The organism is Neobacillus solisequens (assembly GCF_051233465.1).
Taxonomy (GTDB): Bacteria; Bacillota; Bacilli; order Bacillales; family Cytobacillaceae; genus Neobacillus.
Map to the genome: position 1 here is coordinate 424482 of NZ_JBKFGJ010000002.1, position 20159 is coordinate 444640.

At 39.0% G+C, this 20159-nt stretch carries 21 protein-coding genes; 19 read left to right on the forward strand and 2 right to left on the reverse strand.

Going from position 1 to position 20159, the window contains the following annotated elements:
• Nucleotides 1–13 precede the first annotated feature (13 nt).
• The 3 genes from ACI3K6_RS02560 to ACI3K6_RS02570 are packed head-to-tail and all read left to right on the forward strand — an operon-like array spanning nucleotide 14 to nucleotide 3677.
• On the forward strand, nucleotides 14–907 hold the full coding sequence (locus ACI3K6_RS02560; protein WP_435553573.1) for a R2-like ligand-binding oxidase: 894 nt from the start codon (nucleotides 14–16) through the stop codon (nucleotides 905–907).
• A 19-nt stretch (nucleotides 908–926) separates the two neighbouring features.
• Nucleotides 927–2450 (forward strand): aldehyde dehydrogenase family protein, encoded by a 1524-nt coding sequence (locus ACI3K6_RS02565; RefSeq protein ID WP_435553574.1) that lies wholly within the window; start codon nucleotides 927–929, stop codon nucleotides 2448–2450.
• Between the two features lie 18 nt (nucleotides 2451–2468).
• Nucleotides 2469–3677, forward strand: coding sequence for an iron-containing alcohol dehydrogenase (locus ACI3K6_RS02570; RefSeq protein WP_435553575.1), 1209 nt, complete (start codon nucleotides 2469–2471; stop codon nucleotides 3675–3677).
• 156 nt (nucleotides 3678–3833) lie between these two features.
• Here ACI3K6_RS02570 and ACI3K6_RS02575 read toward each other — a convergent pair whose 3' ends face one another.
• Nucleotides 3834–4601 (reverse strand): OmpA family protein, encoded by a 768-nt coding sequence (locus ACI3K6_RS02575; RefSeq protein ID WP_435553576.1) that lies wholly within the window; start codon nucleotides 4599–4601, stop codon nucleotides 3834–3836.
• Nucleotides 4594–5382 carry a flagellar motor stator protein MotA gene (motA, locus tag ACI3K6_RS02580; protein WP_435553577.1) on the reverse strand — a complete coding sequence of 263 codons (789 nt, stop codon included), beginning with the start codon at nucleotides 5380–5382 and terminating at the stop codon, nucleotides 4594–4596. Before motA ends, ACI3K6_RS02575 begins: the two co-directional genes overlap by 8 nt.
• A 500-nt stretch (nucleotides 5383–5882) precedes the next feature.
• Here motA and ACI3K6_RS02585 point away from each other — a divergent pair, with 500 nt between their 5' ends.
• The 16 genes from ACI3K6_RS02585 to ACI3K6_RS02660 all read left to right on the forward strand — a co-directional run bounded on the left by ACI3K6_RS02585 (nucleotide 5883) and on the right by ACI3K6_RS02660 (nucleotide 20077).
• Nucleotides 5883–6698 (forward strand): CheR family methyltransferase, encoded by an 816-nt coding sequence (locus ACI3K6_RS02585; RefSeq protein ID WP_435553578.1) that lies wholly within the window; start codon nucleotides 5883–5885, stop codon nucleotides 6696–6698.
• Nucleotides 6695–7756 (forward strand): protein-glutamate methylesterase/protein-glutamine glutaminase, encoded by a 1062-nt coding sequence (locus tag ACI3K6_RS02590; RefSeq protein WP_435553579.1) that lies wholly within the window; start codon nucleotides 6695–6697, stop codon nucleotides 7754–7756. Before ACI3K6_RS02585 ends, ACI3K6_RS02590 begins: the two co-directional genes overlap by 4 nt.
• A 175-nt stretch (nucleotides 7757–7931) precedes the next feature.
• A complete protein-coding gene (locus tag ACI3K6_RS02595) occupies nucleotides 7932–9311 on the forward strand; it encodes a flagellar hook-length control protein FliK (RefSeq protein ID WP_435553580.1) in 1380 nt (459 codons plus the stop codon).
• Nucleotides 9312–9329: 18 nt separating this feature from the next.
• A complete protein-coding gene (flgD, locus tag ACI3K6_RS02600) occupies nucleotides 9330–9767 on the forward strand; it encodes a flagellar hook assembly protein FlgD (RefSeq protein ID WP_335476179.1) in 438 nt (145 codons plus the stop codon).
• Nucleotides 9768–9803: 36 nt separating this feature from the next.
• The gene (locus ACI3K6_RS02605; RefSeq protein WP_435553581.1) at nucleotides 9804–10697 is read left to right on the forward strand and encodes a flagellar hook-basal body complex protein; all 894 of its coding nucleotides are present in this window, start codon (nucleotides 9804–9806) and stop codon (nucleotides 10695–10697) included.
• A 59-nt stretch (nucleotides 10698–10756) separates the two neighbouring features.
• Nucleotides 10757–11737 (forward strand): flagellar motor switch protein FliM, encoded by a 981-nt coding sequence (gene fliM / locus ACI3K6_RS02610; RefSeq protein ID WP_435553582.1) that lies wholly within the window; start codon nucleotides 10757–10759, stop codon nucleotides 11735–11737.
• Nucleotides 11734–12882 carry a flagellar motor switch phosphatase FliY gene (gene fliY, locus ACI3K6_RS02615; protein WP_435553583.1) on the forward strand — a complete coding sequence of 383 codons (1149 nt, stop codon included), beginning with the start codon at nucleotides 11734–11736 and terminating at the stop codon, nucleotides 12880–12882. Before fliM ends, fliY begins: the two co-directional genes overlap by 4 nt.
• A 27-nt stretch (nucleotides 12883–12909) precedes the next feature.
• Nucleotides 12910–13275 carry a response regulator gene (locus ACI3K6_RS02620; RefSeq protein WP_335476191.1) on the forward strand — a complete coding sequence of 122 codons (366 nt, stop codon included), beginning with the start codon at nucleotides 12910–12912 and terminating at the stop codon, nucleotides 13273–13275.
• 169 nt (nucleotides 13276–13444) lie between these two features.
• Nucleotides 13445–15463, forward strand: a complete 2019-nt coding sequence (locus ACI3K6_RS02625) for a chemotaxis protein CheA (RefSeq protein ID WP_335476170.1) — start codon at nucleotides 13445–13447, stop codon at nucleotides 15461–15463.
• An 18-nt stretch (nucleotides 15464–15481) separates the two neighbouring features.
• Nucleotides 15482–15907 (forward strand): chemotaxis protein CheW, encoded by a 426-nt coding sequence (locus ACI3K6_RS02630; protein ID WP_335476168.1) that lies wholly within the window; start codon nucleotides 15482–15484, stop codon nucleotides 15905–15907.
• Between the two features lie 45 nt (nucleotides 15908–15952).
• Nucleotides 15953–16414, forward strand: coding sequence for a chemotaxis protein CheW (locus ACI3K6_RS02635; RefSeq protein ID WP_435553584.1), 462 nt, complete (start codon nucleotides 15953–15955; stop codon nucleotides 16412–16414).
• Between the two features lie 32 nt (nucleotides 16415–16446).
• Entirely contained in the window at nucleotides 16447–17283 is an 837-nt protein-coding gene (locus ACI3K6_RS02640; protein WP_435553585.1) for a CheR family methyltransferase, read from the forward strand.
• Nucleotides 17284–17434: 151 nt separating this feature from the next.
• Nucleotides 17435–17878 carry a YaaR family protein gene (locus ACI3K6_RS02645; RefSeq protein ID WP_435553586.1) on the forward strand — a complete coding sequence of 148 codons (444 nt, stop codon included), beginning with the start codon at nucleotides 17435–17437 and terminating at the stop codon, nucleotides 17876–17878.
• A gap of 16 nt (nucleotides 17879–17894) precedes the next feature.
• Nucleotides 17895–18323, forward strand: coding sequence for a DUF6115 domain-containing protein (locus ACI3K6_RS02650; RefSeq protein ID WP_435553587.1), 429 nt, complete (start codon nucleotides 17895–17897; stop codon nucleotides 18321–18323).
• A gap of 15 nt (nucleotides 18324–18338) precedes the next feature.
• Nucleotides 18339–19208 (forward strand): flagellar hook-basal body protein, encoded by an 870-nt coding sequence (locus tag ACI3K6_RS02655; RefSeq protein WP_435553588.1) that lies wholly within the window; start codon nucleotides 18339–18341, stop codon nucleotides 19206–19208.
• 26 nt (nucleotides 19209–19234) lie between these two features.
• Nucleotides 19235–20077: a flagellar hook-basal body protein gene (locus ACI3K6_RS02660; RefSeq protein ID WP_435553589.1), complete on the forward strand. Its 843-nt coding sequence runs from the start codon at nucleotides 19235–19237 to the stop codon at nucleotides 20075–20077.
• Nucleotides 20078–20159: the final 82 nt, after the last annotated feature.

Genomic DNA, 20159 nt, shown 5'->3' on the forward strand with positions numbered 1-20159 from the left:
AGGGAGCATCATTATGGAAAAAAGAACTTTTATCACAACAAGCAGCAGGGGGATTCAAGAGGATTCATTTCCATATCGATTGTATCAAAAGGCCAAACGGGTCGGAACATGGAATCCGGCCGATCTTGACTTCAGTCAGGATCGAGAAGATTGGAAAAAGCTAACCGCAGAACAGCGAGAGGATATCCTCAGATTGATTTCGCAATTTCAAGCAGGTGAAGAAGCTGTAACACTTGATCTACTACCATTAATCATGACTATTGCTAAAGAAGGACGCCTAGAAGAAGAAATGTTTTTAACCACTTTTCTATATGAAGAAGCCAAGCATACTGAATTTTTCCGCCGGGTACTTAACGCCCTTGATGAAAAGGGTGACTTGGCCCATTTCCACACCGACACCTATAAACAAATATTTTATGAAATTTTGCCAGCTGCCATGGGACGTCTCGTTTCAGACCAGTCGCCAGAAGCCATTGCCGAAGCATCGGTTGTTTACAATATGTTTGTTGAAGGGGTATTGGCTGAAACCGGATATTTTTCCTTCTATGCAGCCTTGGAAACAGCCGGAATCATGCCAGGCCTGCTTGAAGGAGTGGGGAACTTAAAGAAGGATGAATCAAGACATATAGGGTACGGCACATTTTTGCTGCAGCGTTTGATTTGTGAGCACCCACATCTCTACGAATTCGTGATGATGAAAATGGGAAAATTGGCGCCATTAGCCATTAAACTTAATCAAGAGGGCACCGCAGGAAGGGAGGTTACGTCGTTCGGGGGAAATCCAGAGGAGATTATGAATTTTACAATGAAACAGCTGGCAGTAAGGATGGATGTTCTGGCAAGAGCAAAGGGCAAGAAAATTGAAGAGATTTATAGGGTAACAGAAAGTGAGATTGGAATCTTATAAAAAGGGAGGAAATGTAGTCATGACCGTTCAAGTTGATGTTCAAACATTTTACCACTTTATTAATGGGAAATGGGAACCTGCAAGCAGTAATGAGACGTTTGATGTGTATAACCCAGCAAATGGGCAAGTAGTGGCCAAGGTGGCGAAAGGAACTGCAGCCGATGTTGATCGTGCCGTAAAAGCAGCCCGCGAAGCATTTGATCAAAGGGATTGGAAAAACATGAAGCCGAAGGATCGCGCTAATGTCCTCTATGCGATTTCTTATAAAATTGCCGAGCATGCTGAAGAACTAGTGTATCTAGAAGCCATAAGTTCTGGGGGTACATTAAGACGAATCAGCAGTATCGATGTCCTCCAAATGGTAGATTTATTTCAAACATTGGCGAAATTCACGTTAGAATATCCATTTTCGGAAACGCTTCCAGTCCCTCCGTTCCCAGGACCTGCCCATAACTTTGTCTGGCGGGAACCAATCGGGGTTTGTGCAGCCGTAACACCATGGAATTTGCCAATGTGGATTGCCACTTGGAAAATTGCCCCAGCGTTAGCGATGGGAAATACAGTGGTGGTGAAGCCTGCCAGTTATACGCCACTGGCCACTCTAAAGCTGGCTGAAATTATTTCCTCTGTAGTACCTCCAGGCGTCATCAATGTCGTGGCAGGTCCAGGGGCAGAAGTGGGTGAAGCATTAGTTTCTCATCCACAAGTAGATAAGGTTGCTTTCACTGGTTCTACGGAAGTTGGTCGGAGAATTATGGAGCTTGCTTCAAAAACCATCAAAAATACAACTTTGGAATTAGGGGGTAAATCACCAAACATTATTTTGGAGGATGCCGACCTCAGTATTGCCTTGCCGGGAAGTTTATTTGGAGTTTTCCTCCACTCCGGTCAACTATGTGAATCCGGAACACGCTTGTTTGTTCCAGATAAACTATACGATGAGGTCATTCAGGGGCTTGTCGGGCTGGCAAGTAAATTAAAAGTGGGCAATCCTCTCGATCCAACCACTGATATTGGACCAGTCATTTCTAAAAAGCAAAAGGAAACTATACTTTCCTATATTGAGGCTGGTAAGAAAGAAGGGGCCGAACTTGTCTGTGGTGGTAAGGAAGTAAAAGTGATGGGGTGCGAAGAAGGACATTATATTGAGCCAACGATCTTTGCCAATGTAACGAATGATATGAAAATTGCTCAGGAAGAAATTTTTGGACCGGTCCTATCTGTTATTCGTTATTCGGATTTGGAGGATGCCATCAAAATGGCCAATGATTCGATTTACGGTTTGGCTGCCGGTGTTTGGACTAAAGATGTGAATAAAGCTTACGATGTAGCACGGAGACTTCAAGCGGGTACTGTCTGGATCAATGACTGGCATATGCTTCGCAATGATGCCCCGTTCGGCGGTTATAAACAAAGCGGGATCGGCAGGGAAATGGGCAAGCATTCACTTGATGCCTATACTCAAGTGAAGCATGTGCATACATCCATGGTTCCTGAGTTAGATCGACGCAATTGGTATGGAATTCTGTTTGGCCAAAATTAATGAAGAGGTGAAGATGAAATGAAAACTTCCTTATCTCAGTTCATGCTGCGTACAGGTATATATAGCGGATCGAATTCAAGGGCCATGGTCCCAAGTTTATTCGCTGGTTTAGGGGCGAAGCGGGTTCTACTTTTAAGCGACAGAGGGTTAGAAAAAGCCGGAATAGTGGAAAAGGTAGCGGCCATTTTTGATCTAACAGGTCATGGTAGCGGGCCGGAGCTCGTAGGAACGTATTTGGATATCGCTCAGGATGCAGAATCTCATTGCATCAATGATGCAGTTCGCTATGCTAGAGAAATTGGTGCGGACAGCTTACTGGCAGTGGGCGGCGGCAGTGTTCTTGATACAGTAAAAGCGGTTAAATATGCTCTTCACAAGGGTTTATCAGATATAAAAGAGGCCATTCCGGGAGGACTATTATATGAATCCTTCCCGAAAGCCAATTACATTCCTATCCCGCATATCGCCATTCCAACGACTGCCGGCACCGGATCGGAAGTATCTCCCATTGCCGTTATTTATAATGAAGAAATTAAAATGAAAACCAATATTATTAATCCATTTATTAGTGCTGACATGGCCATTCTAGATCCAGATTTAACAGTTGGTTTGCCACCGCTCATTACAGCATTTACCGGCTTTGATGCCTTAACGCATGCAATTGAAGCACTTGCCTCACCAACAGCGACCGGATTAACGGATGCCCAAGCCTTGCATGCCATTCGGTTAATTGAAAAAAATCTTCCGGTAGCTGTAGAGGATGGAGGGAATTTGGAGGCGAGAATGGATTTGCTTCAGGCCAGTCTCATGGGAATTACCGCCTTTAGTTTTGCCTTAAATGCGATTCCGGTTCATAATATGGCTCATGCTTATGGGGCATTATTCCGGATCCCACATGGCTTGGCAAATGCTGTCTTTTTACCAGTCGTCATGGAGATGGTGCCACAGCTTTATTTACCAAAAGTAGCGGAATTAGCACAAGCCTTAAATGTAGAGGTGAGAGGAGATTCTGCAGATTCTGCTTTAGCAAAAGTGGTTGAAAAGATTCGTTTATTACAATATAAAGTGGGCCTTCCAGCGGACTTCAAGGAATTCAATATTACCGAAGAGGCCTTACAGCTTACTATTCCTGCGGTAATGAAAGACCCTGCAGCGTTAAGCTTCCCAATGTCGGCCGAATTAATCGCAGCCATTGGGCAGAGAGTAGTGCCGATGACAGTTAAGTAATCGTTACGAGAGTTAATAGGGTAGTTTTGCAAGTAACAGAACAAATTTTGCAAGTAAATCTGCATTTTTCGCAAGTAAATCTGCATGTTCGCAAGTAACGCATTTTTCGCAAGTAAAAGCATAATAAAAAACTAGGCCTGATTTTGAATGTCAGGCCTAGTTTTGGTCACTTCTTAAAATGACGATATTAACACGGCGGTTTGACTGCTTATGTTCAGCGGTATCATTTGGATAAATCGGCTTATATTCTCCGTATCCAACAAACTGCAGCCGGCTTTTATCGATACTTTTTGATTCAAAATAATGCAGCACACTAACGGCACGAGCAGATGATAATTCCCAGTTGGAAGCAAATTTCGAATTGCTGATCGGCACATTATCCGTATGACCCTCTATGCTAATGGGATTAGCTACGGATTTGGCCACATTAGCCAACGCGTCCAAAGTAGTAAAGGAACTTTGTTTTAACGCATCTTTTCCCGGGTCAAATAAAATAACATCCTTTAAGGCAATTTCCACACCGCGTTTCGATTCCTGCAAGGTGATGACCGATTCTAAATGATTATCAGAAATAATCTTTTGCAATTGCTGCATCAAATTATTAAGCTCCGCATCTTCTGTAGTCGGTGCCGGATTTTTACTCTCCTGTGTATTTTGCTTGTCCGCAGTCGTTGCATCAGGCAATTTAATTTTCGAAGGCTGCACGGATAACCCTTCATTATCACCTTTGATATTTGTACCGGTTAATTCCGATTTAAATGATTCCATGATGGAATGGAATTTTTGCTTATCAATATTACTTGATGCAAATAATACGATAAACAATGCTAGTAAAAGAGTTAAAATATCGGCATAGGGGATGAGCCACGATTCATCAATATGTTCTTCATGTTCGTCATCAAAATTTCTACGCTTCTTACTCATTGCCCTTATCACCATTTTTCTTATTTGAATTTGAACGTTCCTTAGGTGCTACGTGAACGGTCAGTTTCTTCTCTAATGCACTAGGTGAAATTCCTCGATAAATAGCAAGTAGTCCTTCGATTACTAACAGTTTAACTTCCTGCTCACGTTTTGAAATCCGTTTTAATTTATTGGCAAGTGGATGCCAAAGAACATACCCGGTAAAGATCCCCAATAACGTGGCAATAAAGGCTGCTGAAATAGAATGGCCCAGTTTTTCAACATCATTCAGATTTCCGAGAGACGCAACGAGACCGACAACTGCTCCAAGAACCCCTAAAGTTGGCGCATACGTACCAGCTTGTGTGAAAATGAGAGCACCAGTTTTGTGACGTTTATCAATGGCCTCTACTTCATCAAATAATACTTCTTCTACAAAATCGATATCATTTCCGTCAATAATCAACTCTAGGCCCTTTTTGAAAAAAGGATCTGTTGTATTATTGGCAATTTCCTCAAGTGCTAAGAGTCCTTCTCGCTTTGCAACCTCTGCACATTGTACTAAACTGGCGATTTGATCCATTTTGGCTGGAAGCTTAGGTTCCAAAAAGGCGATCTTTAAAAGAATAGGGAATTTCCTTAATTCGCTCATTGGGAACGCGATAAAAATCGTCGCAGCGGTTCCACCAAATATAATAAGATATGCAGCAGGATTGATTAAAGCTGTTAAAGAAGCTCCTTTTAAAACCATTCCCACTCCAATTGCTACAAAAGCCAACACAATCCCAATTATCCCTGACATGGTATTTCTCCTTTAAATATATTCATTTATAAGGTTTATTGTACGTTAATTAATAGTTTTCGACAATCATTCTTTTTGATTTTGTTTGATAGATAGTTTGAGTAATTATTACCACTAATCAAATTTTTTGTTTGACCGATAACGAATAAAAACATGGAAAAAAAACGAAATATATTCTGTTCGATTTTAATGATATGATAGTAAGTAATTATTTTAAGATTTGGCTCTGTTAAACTTGTCTGTTGATTTCCGCTCCGGGCACTTCGCCTTCCGTGGCGTTTCGGCGAGCCTCCTCGGCTTTTGCGCCTGCGGGGTCTCTCCAGAACCGTACTCCCACAGGACATTGATTTTCATCCTAGAATTCGCCCACGCACGAAGGAAATGCGTTAGCATTTTCGAGGAGTCTTCGTGCCTTCCGCTCCTATCAACAGAGTTTAAAATCAATAGTGTTCTTTAACATAGCCTAAGAATTATAAATGAAAAAGATAATAGGTGATAATATGATAGACCATGACTTGATGAAATTAAGCCAATTGATTTATCATTACTGCGGATTAAATTATAATGGAAGACTTCTGTCACTAAAAGATAAACTTGCGAAAAGGGTAGGCGAGCTTGGTCTTTCTTATGGGGATTACAGCAGTTATCTTGCAAAATTCCCGGCTGAATGGGATCTACTCGTAGAAATCCTAACCATTAATGAAACATATTTTTATCGTGAAGAACACCAACTAAATGAATGCTGCCATACCGTATTGCCAATGTTAAAAGAAATGAAGGGCAATCGTCCAATAAGAATTTGGAGTGCTGCCTGTTCAACAGGAGAAGAGCCATATACATTAGCCATGTTGATTCAGGAAACCAGAAAATTCCCTCAAGGATCGGTAGAGATTATTGCCACTGATATTAATAAAAAAGTTCTCCAAAAGGCAGAAACAGGCTGGTATCATAAAGGGTCTTTTGCTTTCCGCAGAATCCCTGATTTGTTCATGAAGAAGTACTTTCAGGAACAGAATAATGGTTTTAAAATCGATGATTCCATTCAAAAAATGGTTACTTTTCGACATTTGAATTTATTAGAAACCAGTCGGTCTAGTTTCTTATCAGACATCGACGTTGTTTTTTGTCGGAACGTGTTAATTTATTTTGATCAGGATACGACCAAAAAGGTGATTAGTCACCTGCATCGTAAATTATCACCAGGAGGCTTTTTATTTCTTGGCCACGCTGAATCCATTACAGAATTGGGATTAGGGTTCCAAAAGGTGGATTCTCACAAAACTTTTTACTATCGAAAGGATACAGATACTAAATGAAAAAGTTTGGAGTACTAGTTGTTGATGACTCTGCTTTTATGAGACGAGCTCTTAGTCAAATGATTGAAAGTGATTCGCAGCTTTATGTGGTGGGGATTGCCAGAAATGGATTGGACGCAATTGATAAGGTAGCAAGGTTAAAGCCTGATATTGTAACCATGGATATAGAGATGCCAGAATTAAATGGGATTGGTGCATTAGAGCAGATTATGAAAACCAATCCAGTACCGACTTGTATGATTAGTTCCTTAACAAAAGAAGGGGCTGCAGAAACAATCAAGGCATTAGAGTTGGGTGCTGCTGATTTTATGCTTAAGGATACCCTACTAAAAAGTGAGATTGGCAATGAAGTGGCGTTAGAGTTTCTGCAACGATTAAAAAGCATTGCGGAAACTAAATTTGCGAATAAAAGTACGGAAGTAAAACCGCAAATAAGCATGAGCGTGAAACCGCCAGTTATGAGTGTAAAAAAATTAAATAAATCAAAAACGGATCTTGTTTTTATCGGCTGCTCTACAGGTGGTCCATCTGCATTACAAGCTATTCTGCCACATTTTCCTAAGGATTTTCCGATACCGGTTGTCGTGGCGCAGCATATGCCGCCAGGCTTCACAAAGCCACTCGCAGATCGGTTTAATACACTATGTCATTTACAAGTAAATGAAGCACAGAATGGTGAAGTTTTGAAAGCTGGGACGATTTATATTGAGCCATCTGGAAAACAAACAAGATTTGAAAAAAGAGCGGACGGAACGGTTGTTTTCCAAATTGATAATCAGGAAACTCCGAAAGTACTATACAAACCATGTGTAGATATTAGTTTGGCATCCGCTGCACCGATTTATTCGGACCGACTTTTAGCCATTATTTTGACTGGTATGGGAGTAGATGGAACGCAAGGCTGTTCCTACGTGAAAAAGTATAATGGAAGAGTTTTGGTTGAGGCGGAAGAATCATGTGTTGTATACGGCATGCCTAAAGCTGTATTGGAAGCAGGTTTTGCTGATGGGCAACATTTGTTAAATCGCATGTATCAGGAAATCATCGCCATCATATAATCATTTGCTAAATATTACTATATTTATATATCTTTTGTCACGGTTTTGATATACCTATCAAAATATACATTTTTTAAAATATTTCCTATCAAAAAAATGTCATGACGAATCTAGAGCAAATAAGTTATAATGGTTAATAATTGGAGTTTATTTGAAAGAAGGAGGGAAACCTTTTTTGGATGTCACTCAAACAATCAAAATAAATCAAAATAACAACATAGATACAGGGAAAAATAAGGCTGCAGATGTTCAAGCCAGTTCCTTTGATCAAATTTTAGCTTTGTTTAATATGGGGCTTGCTTCGAGTACGAGTGACCAGTCAGCTTCCCTTCAGAAGTTAAGTTCGGATACAACTGGTAATGGAGTAATTAATCCACTATTAAATCAAATGTTAAATCAGGTTGGTCCAGTACAACTACCATCATCAGGTAATGGTGGAAATGTGAATCAAGATGTAAGTGAGACTGCTCAAAATATAGAGCTTGGAAGTACTAGAGCTGATCAATCAACTATTACTGAACAAGATTGGCAACAGTTAGAGATGATTCTTGCATCGTTACTTGTAAGTTTACAGCAAACCCAAAATTCAGGGGCAACTTCTCCTGACGGATTGAATGTTTCAACTTCAAAAGGTGATGAACAAAAAGATAATCCGTTGATTTTAAATAATGTAAATGAACTACAGGAACAACTGACTAAATGGTTTCAAAAAGTCAATAATTCAAGTTCATCATCGATCGATCTAGATAAGGTGTTTCAGGATATTTCGCAACTCATGAATCAGACATCGGATACGAACAATTTAGATGCTATTCAGAAAGAAATTTTACAAAAAATCCAAACAGAATTACATGTAACTAATTTTGACTCACAAATTGTAAATAATCAATTGAAAGAGCCTGCAATGAAGACAATGGATTCATCAAATAGGCAACTTAGTTTGGATAAGGACCAATTGTTTTTAACACCGAACAATGGGATTCAAGCTAATCAGTCTTTACAAAATATAAATCATACAGTTCTACAGGAAGCTGGAACACCATCTCCAGTTTTAACTGTATCGGAATTTGCGCCAGAGATTAGTGAATGGATTGGACGATTTGTAAAAATAACGGATGGTCCTGTTGGAAGCACCGAAGCAAAGTTTTCCTTATATCCTGAGCACCTTGGTCATGTTGAAGTGAAAATTACATCACAGCAGGGGATGGTTACGGCGCAAATTGTCACGGATACGTCAATGGCGAAAGAAGCATTAGAAGGTCAGTTACAGCAATTGAAGCAATCCTTACAACAGCAAGGAATCCAATTGCAAAAAATAGACGTCGTTCAAACGCAAACCACATCAGCCAATCAATCAAGTTTATCTTTTGCTCAAAATGGTCATTTTAATTCTCAAAGAGACCAAAGGAATCACGTACCAAGTCAAGAGGATGTAAAGAGAAAGAAAAATTCTGATTCGTCAGAATTTGAATTAAATGCCATTCCAAATTCTAGTCCAAGTCCATATGGCGGATCATACTCTGGGAAAGTTTCTGTATTAGATTTTACTGTCTAGAAAAGGAGTAGAAAATAAATGAGTAATTGGGTTGATGTTACGGCCGCTTCTAATAACAATTCCATCTTCAATAAAACCCAAACCCAGGAAGAAAAAAGTATTTTAGGAAAAGATGACTTTTTGAAAATTTTAACTACACAATTAGCTCATCAAGATCCATCCAATCCTCTACAAGATAAAGATTTTATTGCACAGATGGCAACATTTAGTTCATTGGAACAAATGACCAATCTAAATAAGGCATTCGAGAATTTTGCTAACAGACAAATCACGCAATATTCAGTATCAATTGGCAAAGATGTTACCTATACACCTACAGGAGGAACAACACCTGTAACGGGTACTGTTACCGGAGTTTCCTATCAGGATGGCAGTTACTACTTTTTAGTTGGAAAAGATAAAGTGTCAGTTGATGATGTGACGGAAATCAAACAAAGCCAAACGGAATCGAAATAACTAATCTCACCTATATTCAAGGAGGAATAATGTAACATGTTAAAATCACTATATTCAGGTGTTTCCGGAATGAAAGGCTTTCAAACAAAATTGGATGTAATTGGAAATAACGTTGCCAATGTCAATACGGTTGGTTTCAAGAAAAGCCGTGTAATGTTTCAGGATATTATCAATCAGAATATTTCTGGTGCTACAGCTCCTACCACATCAACTGGTGGGGTAAATCCCAAACAAATCGGGCTTGGAACAAAAATTTCAGCAATTGAAACAGTGAATACACCAGGATCTCCGATGACAACCAACGTAGGAACTGATTTAGCTATTGATGGTGATGCTTATTTCGTTGTTTCCCCAGATGGAGCGAAACAGTATTTAACGAAAGCCGGTAACTTTACTAGAGATGCCAATGGAGATCTTGTTAACTCTAATGGTTATTATGTTCAAGGTGTAATTAATACTGGAGCTACCACTACACCTGTAAATATTAATATAACAGCCGATAGTAATACAAAAAATAGTTTTACCTCTTATTCTATAGACCAGTACGGGTATATAAATGTAGTCGATTCCCAAGGTAATTCTGGTAAATTGTCTACTACAGATGGTAAATCATTCTATTTAGATGATGGAACCGGAAATGCGAATAATAATATTCAAATTGCAACATCTGTTGTTAGTAATCCAGGGGGGTTAAAAAAGATTGGTAATACCATGTTTGAGGCAACCGGTAACTCAGGCAAAGCTGATGTAAGGCGTATTACCGAAAATAGTGGTGGGTCTATAAACGCAGGTATTCTGGAAATGTCAAACGTTGATTTAACCGAAGAATTTACCGAAATGATTGTAGCTCAGCGTGGCTTCCAGGCTAATGCCAGAACCATATCTACTTCTGATTCGATTTTAGAAGAAATTGTAAACTTAAAACGATAGGTTTTTAGATAAATAGAAAATAGTTTCAATAACTCATGGAAGAGTTAGGGGGATGCCATTTGGCAGATGTATTATCGCAGCAGGAAATCGATGCCTTATTATTGGCCTTAAATAATGGCGACCTGCAAGCATCCGATGTATCAGAACAGAACGATAAAGTGAAGGTATATGATTTTAAACGTGCCATGCGTTATTCGAAGGAACAATTACGAAGCATAACGCGTATTCACGAAAACTTTACCCGGGTGTTAACATCCTATCTATCCGCGCAACTAAGAACATTTGTGCAAATTGAAATCGATTTAGTTGATCAGGTAACCTATAGTGAATTTATTTCATCCATCCCTTCTAAAACGATTCTCAATGTCTTTGACGTAAATCCAATGGATGGAAAAATGGTACTAGAAGCAAACCCTCAAGTTGCCTATGCTATGATCGAGCGTTTACTTGGGGGCCAAGGGGATCCTACTGAACGGGATGGGTCTTTAACAGAAATCGAAACAGCTTTAATCCAAAAGATCATTGCTCGTGGTTTTGAAGTATATGATGATTCGTGGGAAAATATCGAGAACATTCATGTGAAATGGGATGCCATTGAATCTAACCCACAATTTTTACAGATTTCATCGCCGAATGAAACGGTTATTATTATTGCCTTTCGCACGACCATTGGCGAAGTCTCTGGAAGAATGACATTATGTCTTCCACATATGATCATAGAGCCGGTCTTGCCAAAGCTCTCAGCACAGCAATGGCTTACCTCGAAGTCTAAAGCTGATGATCCGCAACAAGATAAAATCAAGCAGAATCTGGATGCCGTTCATGTTCCAGTCATTGCCGAATTGGGAAGTGCCACACTGCCGGTTTCAGAAATAATGAACCTGCAAGTGGGTGATGTGGTAGGGATTGAAACCGGGAAGATCAAATTAAAAATCGGAAAATCCGCCAGATTTTTAGGGAATCCAGGTGTTAAAAAGGGACATTACGCTGTCCAGATAGATCAATTGGTCCAAATGGAAGGAGATGAACGATTAGTATGAGCGATATGCAATTGTCTCAAGAAGAGATCGATGCACTATTCAATCAGAATGACAGCAAACCGGCAATATCACTTGAAGATTTCCTAAGTCCAATCGAACAGGATGCACTTGGGGAAATCGGAAATATTGCTTTAGGTAGTTCGACAACAGCTCTTTCCACATTGTTAAATCAAAGAGTTGAAATAACGACTCCCACAATGGCTGTCATTGAACAAAAGAAAATGGAAGAGTTAATCAAAGAGAGTCATGTGGCTGTCCATGTAGATTATACAACGGGAATCCGCGGTAAGAATCTATTCATGATTAAAGAACATGATGCGAAAATTATTGCCAGCTTAATGATGGGTGGAGATGGCACGGTGCTGGAGGATGAATTATCAGAGCTCTCTTTAAGCGCTGTCCAAGAAGCGATGAATCAAATGATGGGTTCTGCCGCTACTTCCATGTCAACTATTTTTCATGAAAAAGTAGATATTTCACCACCTACAGTAGATGTACTTGGATTTCCACCAAAAAAACTTGAAGAACTAGATGAAGAAATTATCATTGAAGTTTCCTTCCATTTGAAAATTGGTTCTTTAATTGATTCCAATATGATTCAGTTCATACCACTATCTTTTAGTAAAGAAATGATTCATCGAATACTTTCCGGTGGAAGTCAGCCTGAACCGGCTCCTGTTGTTGAAAAAATGGTGGAAACACCAGTTCGGCCGCAAACTCCGCCACCTGTTCAATCCATGAATGAACAAGGTTATTTAGGAAATGGTTCAACTGCGAATGCTGCTTCGGGAGCAGCTCAATACAGTGCACCACCAGTACAAGCTAATGTTCAAAAAGTTGAATTTACGGCATTTGCAGAAACAAATCCTGCAAGTTCTGCACCAACAAACCTTGATTTGCTTTATGATATTCCATTGAATATAACCGTTGAACTTGGAAGAACCGACATGCAAATTCGTAAAATTCTTGAATTGGGGCCGGGTGCTGTTATTGAATTAGACAAGCTGGCCGGAGAACCGGTAGATATTTTAGCGAATAATAAATTAATTGCCAAAGGTGAAGTTGTTGTTATTGAAGAGAACTTCGGTGTCCGAATTACCGATATCATCAATCCTATGGATCGACTAGCAAGAATGACTAAGTAAAACCATGAAACTGTGGGAGGAGATTTAATTATGACTAAAGTACTAATCGTTGATGATGCTGCATTTATGCGCATGATGTTAAAAGATATTTTAGTAAAAAATGGACTTGAGGTTGTTGGTGAAGCCGTAAATGGTGCAGATGCCATTGAAAAATATAAGGAATTAAAGCCAGATGTGGTAACAATGGATATTACCATGCCGGAAATGGATGGTATTACCGCAGTAAAAAATATTAAAGCTATAGATCCAAAAGCAAATGTCATCATGTGCTCTGCCATGGGACAACAGCCGATGGTATTAGAAGCAATCCAATCAGGGGCAAAAGACTTTGTCGTGAAACCTTTCCAAGCTGATCGGGTAATGGATTCAATTTCAAAAGTTTTAGGCCGGTAGGTTCGTGAATGCACCTCGAACTAACTAAGAATGGAAAGCCTGATTTATATATAGCTGTTCTTAATTAGTGATGAAAGCGAGATGTGTATGGGTCTTTTCCGGTCACTCTCGCTTTTTTTATAAAGATCGTAGGCTAGAAACGGATTCCTATATACAAGGGGAGTTATACATGGATTTTAATAATTATCGAGAGTTGTTTATTGAGGAATCAAAGGAACACTTGCAAGCGATAAACGACCAACTATTAAAATTGGAGGCAGAACCCGAAAATATCCCAATTATTAACGAAATTTTCCGTTCAGCTCATACACTTAAAGGTATGGCCGCTTCCATGGGCTTTGAAGACCTTGCGTCATTAACGCATGAAATGGAAAATGTCCTGGATTTGCTTAGAAATGATAAATTATCAATAAACGAAGAAATCATGGACGTTATATTTATGTGTGTGGACCTCATTGCGAAAATGGTCGACAACATTGAACTAGGTGGAGAAGGAAAGGAAAATGTAACTGACATTGTCGTAAAACTTAAGCAAATTCAGGATCCATCCTTTTCTGCACCAACGGAACAGGCCGCCGCGAAGGATGAAGTAGCAGCTGCGGTGGAAATGGTCGTCGATGAGTATCAATTAGCGGTCATTAATGAGGCTAAGAAAATTGGTAATCATGCTTTTCAAATCACCGTACAATTGAGTGAGAATTGTGTTATGAAATCTGTACGGGCATTTATGGTTTTCCAAGCCCTAGAGGATTTGGGTGAAGTCATTCAAACTGAACCTTCTGTTGAGTTAATTGAAGAAGATCAATTTGGAAATTCATTTTCGATTTTATTACTTTCGGAACTCGATGAACAAAAAATTAAAAGTCCCTTATTAAATATTTCTGAAGTGGATGCTATTTCGATTTCAGAGAAAAAGACGTTAGAAAGTAAACCTGAAATTAAAGCGGAGGCTCCTGCTGCAAAGGCAAAGGCATCAAGCAGTCAAACATCCACAGCCACACAAGCAGAACAGCCGGATGCAAAGAAAAAACAACGGTCTAAATCAATACGGGTTGATAGTGAAAAATTAGATCATCTAATGAACCTTTTTAGTGAATTAATCATTGATCGCGGCAGATTAGAACAAATCGCCCGTAGAGCACAGCTTACGGACTTAACGGAAACTGTTGAACATATGACACGGATTTCCACTGATTTACAGGGCCTGATATTAAACATGAGAATGGTGCCAGTAGAGCAAGTGTTTAACCGCTTTCCACGTATGGTACGTGATTTAGCGAGGGAACTCAATAAAAAGGTCAATTTGGTAGTTGAGGGCGCCGAAACAGAATTAGACCGTACAGTCATTGATGAAATTGGTGACCCATTAGTCCATTTGCTACGAAATGCCTTGGACCATGGTCTTGAATCTACCGAGGATAGAATCGCTAATAATAAGCCGGAAGAAGGTACCGTATTATTAAAGGCATATCATAGCGGAAATCATGTGTTTATCGAAGTAATTGATGATGGTGCCGGTATTAATCGTGATAAGGTATTAAGTAAAGCGATTGAACGTGGTGTTGTGAAACAAGAGGAAGCTGATTTACTTTTAGATCAACAGGTTTATGAATTAATTTTATCGTCAGGGTTTAGTACCGCTGATAAAATTTCTGATATTTCCGGCCGCGGTGTAGGTCTTGATGTCGTGAAATCTAAAATTGAATCATTAGGCGGTACGATTTCCATTGATTCGACATTGGGAAAAGGTTCAGCCTTCCGAGTTCAACTTCCATTAACTTTATCGATCATTTATTCGATGTTAGTGAAGGTTCAAAAGGAAACGTATGCTGTTCCGTTTAATTCGATCGTTGAAATTACAACTGTTGGAAAGGATGAGGTTTCACTCCTCCATGGGCAAAAAGTGATTCAGTTTAGAGGCCATGTAGTACCATTGGTATTCTTAAATGATGTGTTCCATGTCCCTCAAGTAGAATCGAATTCAGAAAAACACCAATTATATGTTGTCATCGTAAGAAAAGGTGACAAAACGATGGGATTGGTGGTTGATACTGTTCTAGGACAACAAGAAATCGTCTTAAAACCTTTAGGACGCTATTTAAATCAATTATATGCCATTTCCGGAGCAACCATCCTTGGCGATGGAGAAGTTGCCTTAATTATTGATACGAATCAGTTTTTTGTGTAGAAAGGGTGTATTTGGACAATGGAAACATTTAAAATCGTCATTTTTAAATTAGGAGAAGAAGAATATGGTTTAAACATTGACTATGTTCAATCCATTGAGCGGATTCTTCCCATAACAAGGGTTCCAAACACCCATGAGTATGTAAAAGGTGTCATCAATTTACGGGGGAATGTGACTCCGGTTATTGACCTCCGAAAACGATTAAACCAAGGAGAAACCCTTTATTCGGATCATGCTCGCATTATTATTTCAAAATATGATGATATCGAGCTTGGCTTAATTGTCGATCAAACTAGTGATGTGATGGATATCTCCAATGAGGATTTAGAAGAAGCTACAGCCACTGGCATTGATTTTGATGCTTTTGGCGGGGTTGTCAATAAAGACGGACGATTAATTATATTAATCAAATTGGATGAGCTAACAAAAACGGCTCTTATCTAAGAACTTTTTAGATTCTTAGATTCTGTTGAAATGAGGAATGGCTTAATGAAGGATTTTAAAGCATTAGTTTTTAAAATAGGTCAAGAAGAATATGCCGTTCATATTAATCAGGTCATTTCTATTGAACGTATGCAGGAAATGACACCCTATCCTAATCGCTTACCGCATGTAGTAGGAGTAGCAACTATACGTGAAGTCGTAACGCCCATTGTCGATTTACGGGCAGCCTTAACTGGAATAAAGACGGATCTATTAGACGAAGCACGTATAATCGTTGTTCAAGTGGAAGGAAATGAAGTTGGCTTAATCGTCGATGCTGCAACAGATGTATTAGATATCCCTTCAGAGACCGTACAGCATCCGAACCTATTAGAAACGAGAGATGTTTCGTATTTAATTGGAATCTCAAAATTAGCAGACCGACTGTTAATCCTGTTAGATATAAATAAATTATTAAATGAAACAACTAACTTAGAGGAATTAAATCAAATTAAGAATCTAATCTAATCCTCTAATAAAATAAAATCAGGAGTAAAATTGTGAAAAAACAGGAACTATCTGAACTGGCTACACTGATACGAGAATATTGCGGTATTGATTTCAGCAGTAATCTCACCAGCTTGGATTTAAAAGTATCCAGACGGCTAATGGAATTAAACCTAAATATTGATGAATATCTGTTTTATATGCAAAAAAACCGCACAGAATGGGATAAACTTGTTGAGTATATTACCATTAACGAGACATATTTTTTCCGGGAATTTAACCAGCTTCAGCAATTTCAGAACTTACTTAGGAAGACATCCGGAAAAACCATTCAAGTATGGTGCGTCCCATGCTCTACCGGAGAAGAGGCTTATTCATTAGCTATGCTAGCAAAGGAAATGGAACCTTTAACAGGAAACCGAGTTAGAATCATGGCTTCCGATTTAAATAAAAAGGTGCTGGACCAGGCAAAATCCGGCTTTTATTCTAAGAACTCCTTTTCATTTAGAAGATTTCCTGAAAATAGTAAGTACCTGAATAAATATTTCATTGAACACGAAGATGGGTATGAAGTAAAAAATGAAATTAAGCAAATGATTACTTTTGAGGCATTTAACCTGGCAGATTTTTACCTGTATTCAAAATTTGGCCAATTGGATTTTATTTTCTGCCGTAATGTGTTGATCTACTTTGATGAAGACATGAAAAAATCAATTGTTAATCAATTTTATAGCACTCTGAAAAAAGATGGATATTTATTCCTGGGGCATGCAGAATCTATTTCCAATATTAAGAGCCAGTTTGTTCCAATTTACACCAAAGATACGTTCTATTACACCAAGTCGGAAGAAACGGTTCCAGAAACAGGAATTTCGCGATTGAGTTTTTGATATTTTGATAATGACTCTTATCTTGATGATAAGAGTTTTTTTATTTTTTATGCTTTTTCCTATAAATATTAAATGAATTTTATTGACTTTTAAGGTATAATTACAAGAGATTTTGATATTTTTTGATTGAAGGTAAGAGGTGAATCCCATTTTGAAAATTCAAGATCAGACAAGGTATAATATGGGCGACCTTCGTGTTATCCAAAACGAACGTTCCACGACAAGCTCAACATCTTTTCAAAAAATCATGAGCTCCTATTCAAAAGAGCTTACCCAGGATCACCTGCAGCAGCTTCTAGAAGAACTTGATCAACAGGGTCAGAAATTAAACGACAAACCCACTTTTCAGGAATTAAGAAAATACAAGGACTTAGTTAAAAAGTTTATGGGTGAAGTCACAAACAAAGGCATGAATATTTATCAATCTGAAAGCTGGGACCCGTACAGCGGTAACAAAACCCTCAAAACCGTTCAAGTAATTGACAAAAAATTAGTTGAATTAACGGATCAGGTATTAAATCAACAAAATAACGGTCTGTCTATTTTAGAGCAAATTGGAGAAATTAAAGGATTATTGATTAATTTATACACGTAAATAGTTCAGAAGGGAGATGTCGATTCTGAATTATATATTTATCGGACTATTAGCGGTGAATTTAATTGTCCTGTTGATCGTGGTATTAAAAAAGAAACCACAACAGGATACAGGAACACAAATGATTCTGGATCAAAAAATCTTAGAAAATCAAAGAGACATGATGAATGAAATGAATGAGCTGAAGATTGAACTCAGCAAACAGCAGAAAATCCTATTAAAGAAAATGGAGGAGTTAAGGGTCGAGAAACAGGTGACTTATGCTGCTCCGAAACCAGTCGAACCGGTGAAAAAGGAACCTTCCTTATTTTTGAATGACCGCTATAAAGATATTTTTGCATTGCACCAGCAGGGTATGACCATTGATGAAATTGCAAAAAAACTAGAAAAAGGTGTCGGAGAGGTATCATTGATTTTGCAGCTGGCAAATCAAGATGATGCCTAGGAGAGGAGTATACACATGATTCGAGGATTGTATTCTGCTGCTTCCGGGATGTTTTCCCTGGAACGAAAACAAGAGACGCTGGCAGATAATTTAGCCAATGTTCAAACACCAGGTTATAAAAAAGATGATGCAGTACAACGAGCCTTTCCCAAACTACTACTGCAACGGATCAACGACTTCCAAAATGGCAATGTAGGGAAGGTTCCTGGTCAAAAAGCTCAAATCGGCGAACTGGCTAATGGGGTTTATACACAAGAGCGAATTCCTAACTTCACACAAGGAACTCTCGTGCAAACCAGCCAACCACTAGATGTGGCTATTGAGGATTCTGGTCTTCCATTACAGAATGTTAATGGCAAGCTAGTAAAATCATCTGCATTTTTTACCGTACAGTTGGCTAATGGTTCTATTGGGTATACCAGAAATGGGAAATGGGACTTGGATGCAAACGGAAATTTGGTAACTTCTGAAGGGTACAAAATTCTTGGTTCCAACAATCAACCGATTCAAATAACTGATAGCTTTAATAAAGAAGATCTATCTATTAGCAATGACGGACAAGTTACTTTATTTGCGAATGACCCTGCGAAAACGAAAGTAGTAGGGCAAATTGGTGTAGCAATGGCGCAAAATCCAAATGATTTAAAACGAATCGGCGGAAACGTATATCAATCTGACACTCCGCTGCAATATGTTCAAGCTGGTGTGGCTAATCCTGGTTTTTCGCTGCAGCAGGGTTTTATGGAACAGTCAAATGTTGATGCTGGTCAAACGATTACGGACATGATGACAACAGTCCGTGGCTATGAGGCCAATCAAAAAGTAATCGGAGTCTATGATACATCTTTACAGCAACTGTTTTCAGTAGGAAAAATCAACGGATAAACCGTAGAGAACAGGAGATTTGATCCTTGAACACTTCACTATATATTTCGTCAGGTGCCTTACAAGCATATCAGCAAAAAATTGATACCGCCGCCAATAACGTAGCTAATGTCAATACCAATGGTTTTAAACGCAAAGACATGAGTTTTTCTGAAGTTCTCGCTTCACAAATCAATAATCAAGGGCGGACTAGTCAAGAGGTGGGCCGAATGACCCCAAATGGAGTTCGCGTGAGTTACGGAGTCCGAGCAGGCCTTACTCAACTTGATACAGCACAAGGTCAAGCAGTCCAAACAGATAACCCGTTCGATTTTATGATTCAAGGCAAAGGTTTTTTTCAAATTGGATATCCCGGTTCTAATGAAGTGAAATACACAAGAGATGGAAGCTTTCATTTAAGCCCGGACCCAACAAGTCCAGGAAACTATCATTTGGTCAATGCGAACGGCGGTTATTTACTTGATCAAACTGGATCCCCTATTGAGCTTAATGGGAACTATGAAGTAAGTTTTGATGATAAGGGACAAATGCAATTGCGCGATAAATCAGGCAATGGCGAACAGTTTATATCACCACAACAGGTTGGTATCGCTGATATTCAAAATCCTCATGTTTTACAAAGTGTGGGCGATAATGAATTTGTGATTGATACTAGTGTGTTGCCTGCAGGAGCGAATCCGGCCAGCTATGTAAGAGTAATGGCACCAGGCGAGGTTCAGATTGCATCTGGCTATTTAGAGGGTTCTAATGTGGATTTAACACAAGAAATGACAGATTTAATGACTGCACAACGCAGTTTCCAGATGAACTCACGGGCGATTTCTTATGCAGATCAAATGGTGGGCATTGCTAACGGCATTTTAAAATAACAATTTTGAGGCGAGCACTTCGTCTCTTTTTTTCTATTACGAAACTGGAAAAATTCTCTTAACTTATTTTTTTTTGAGCCGA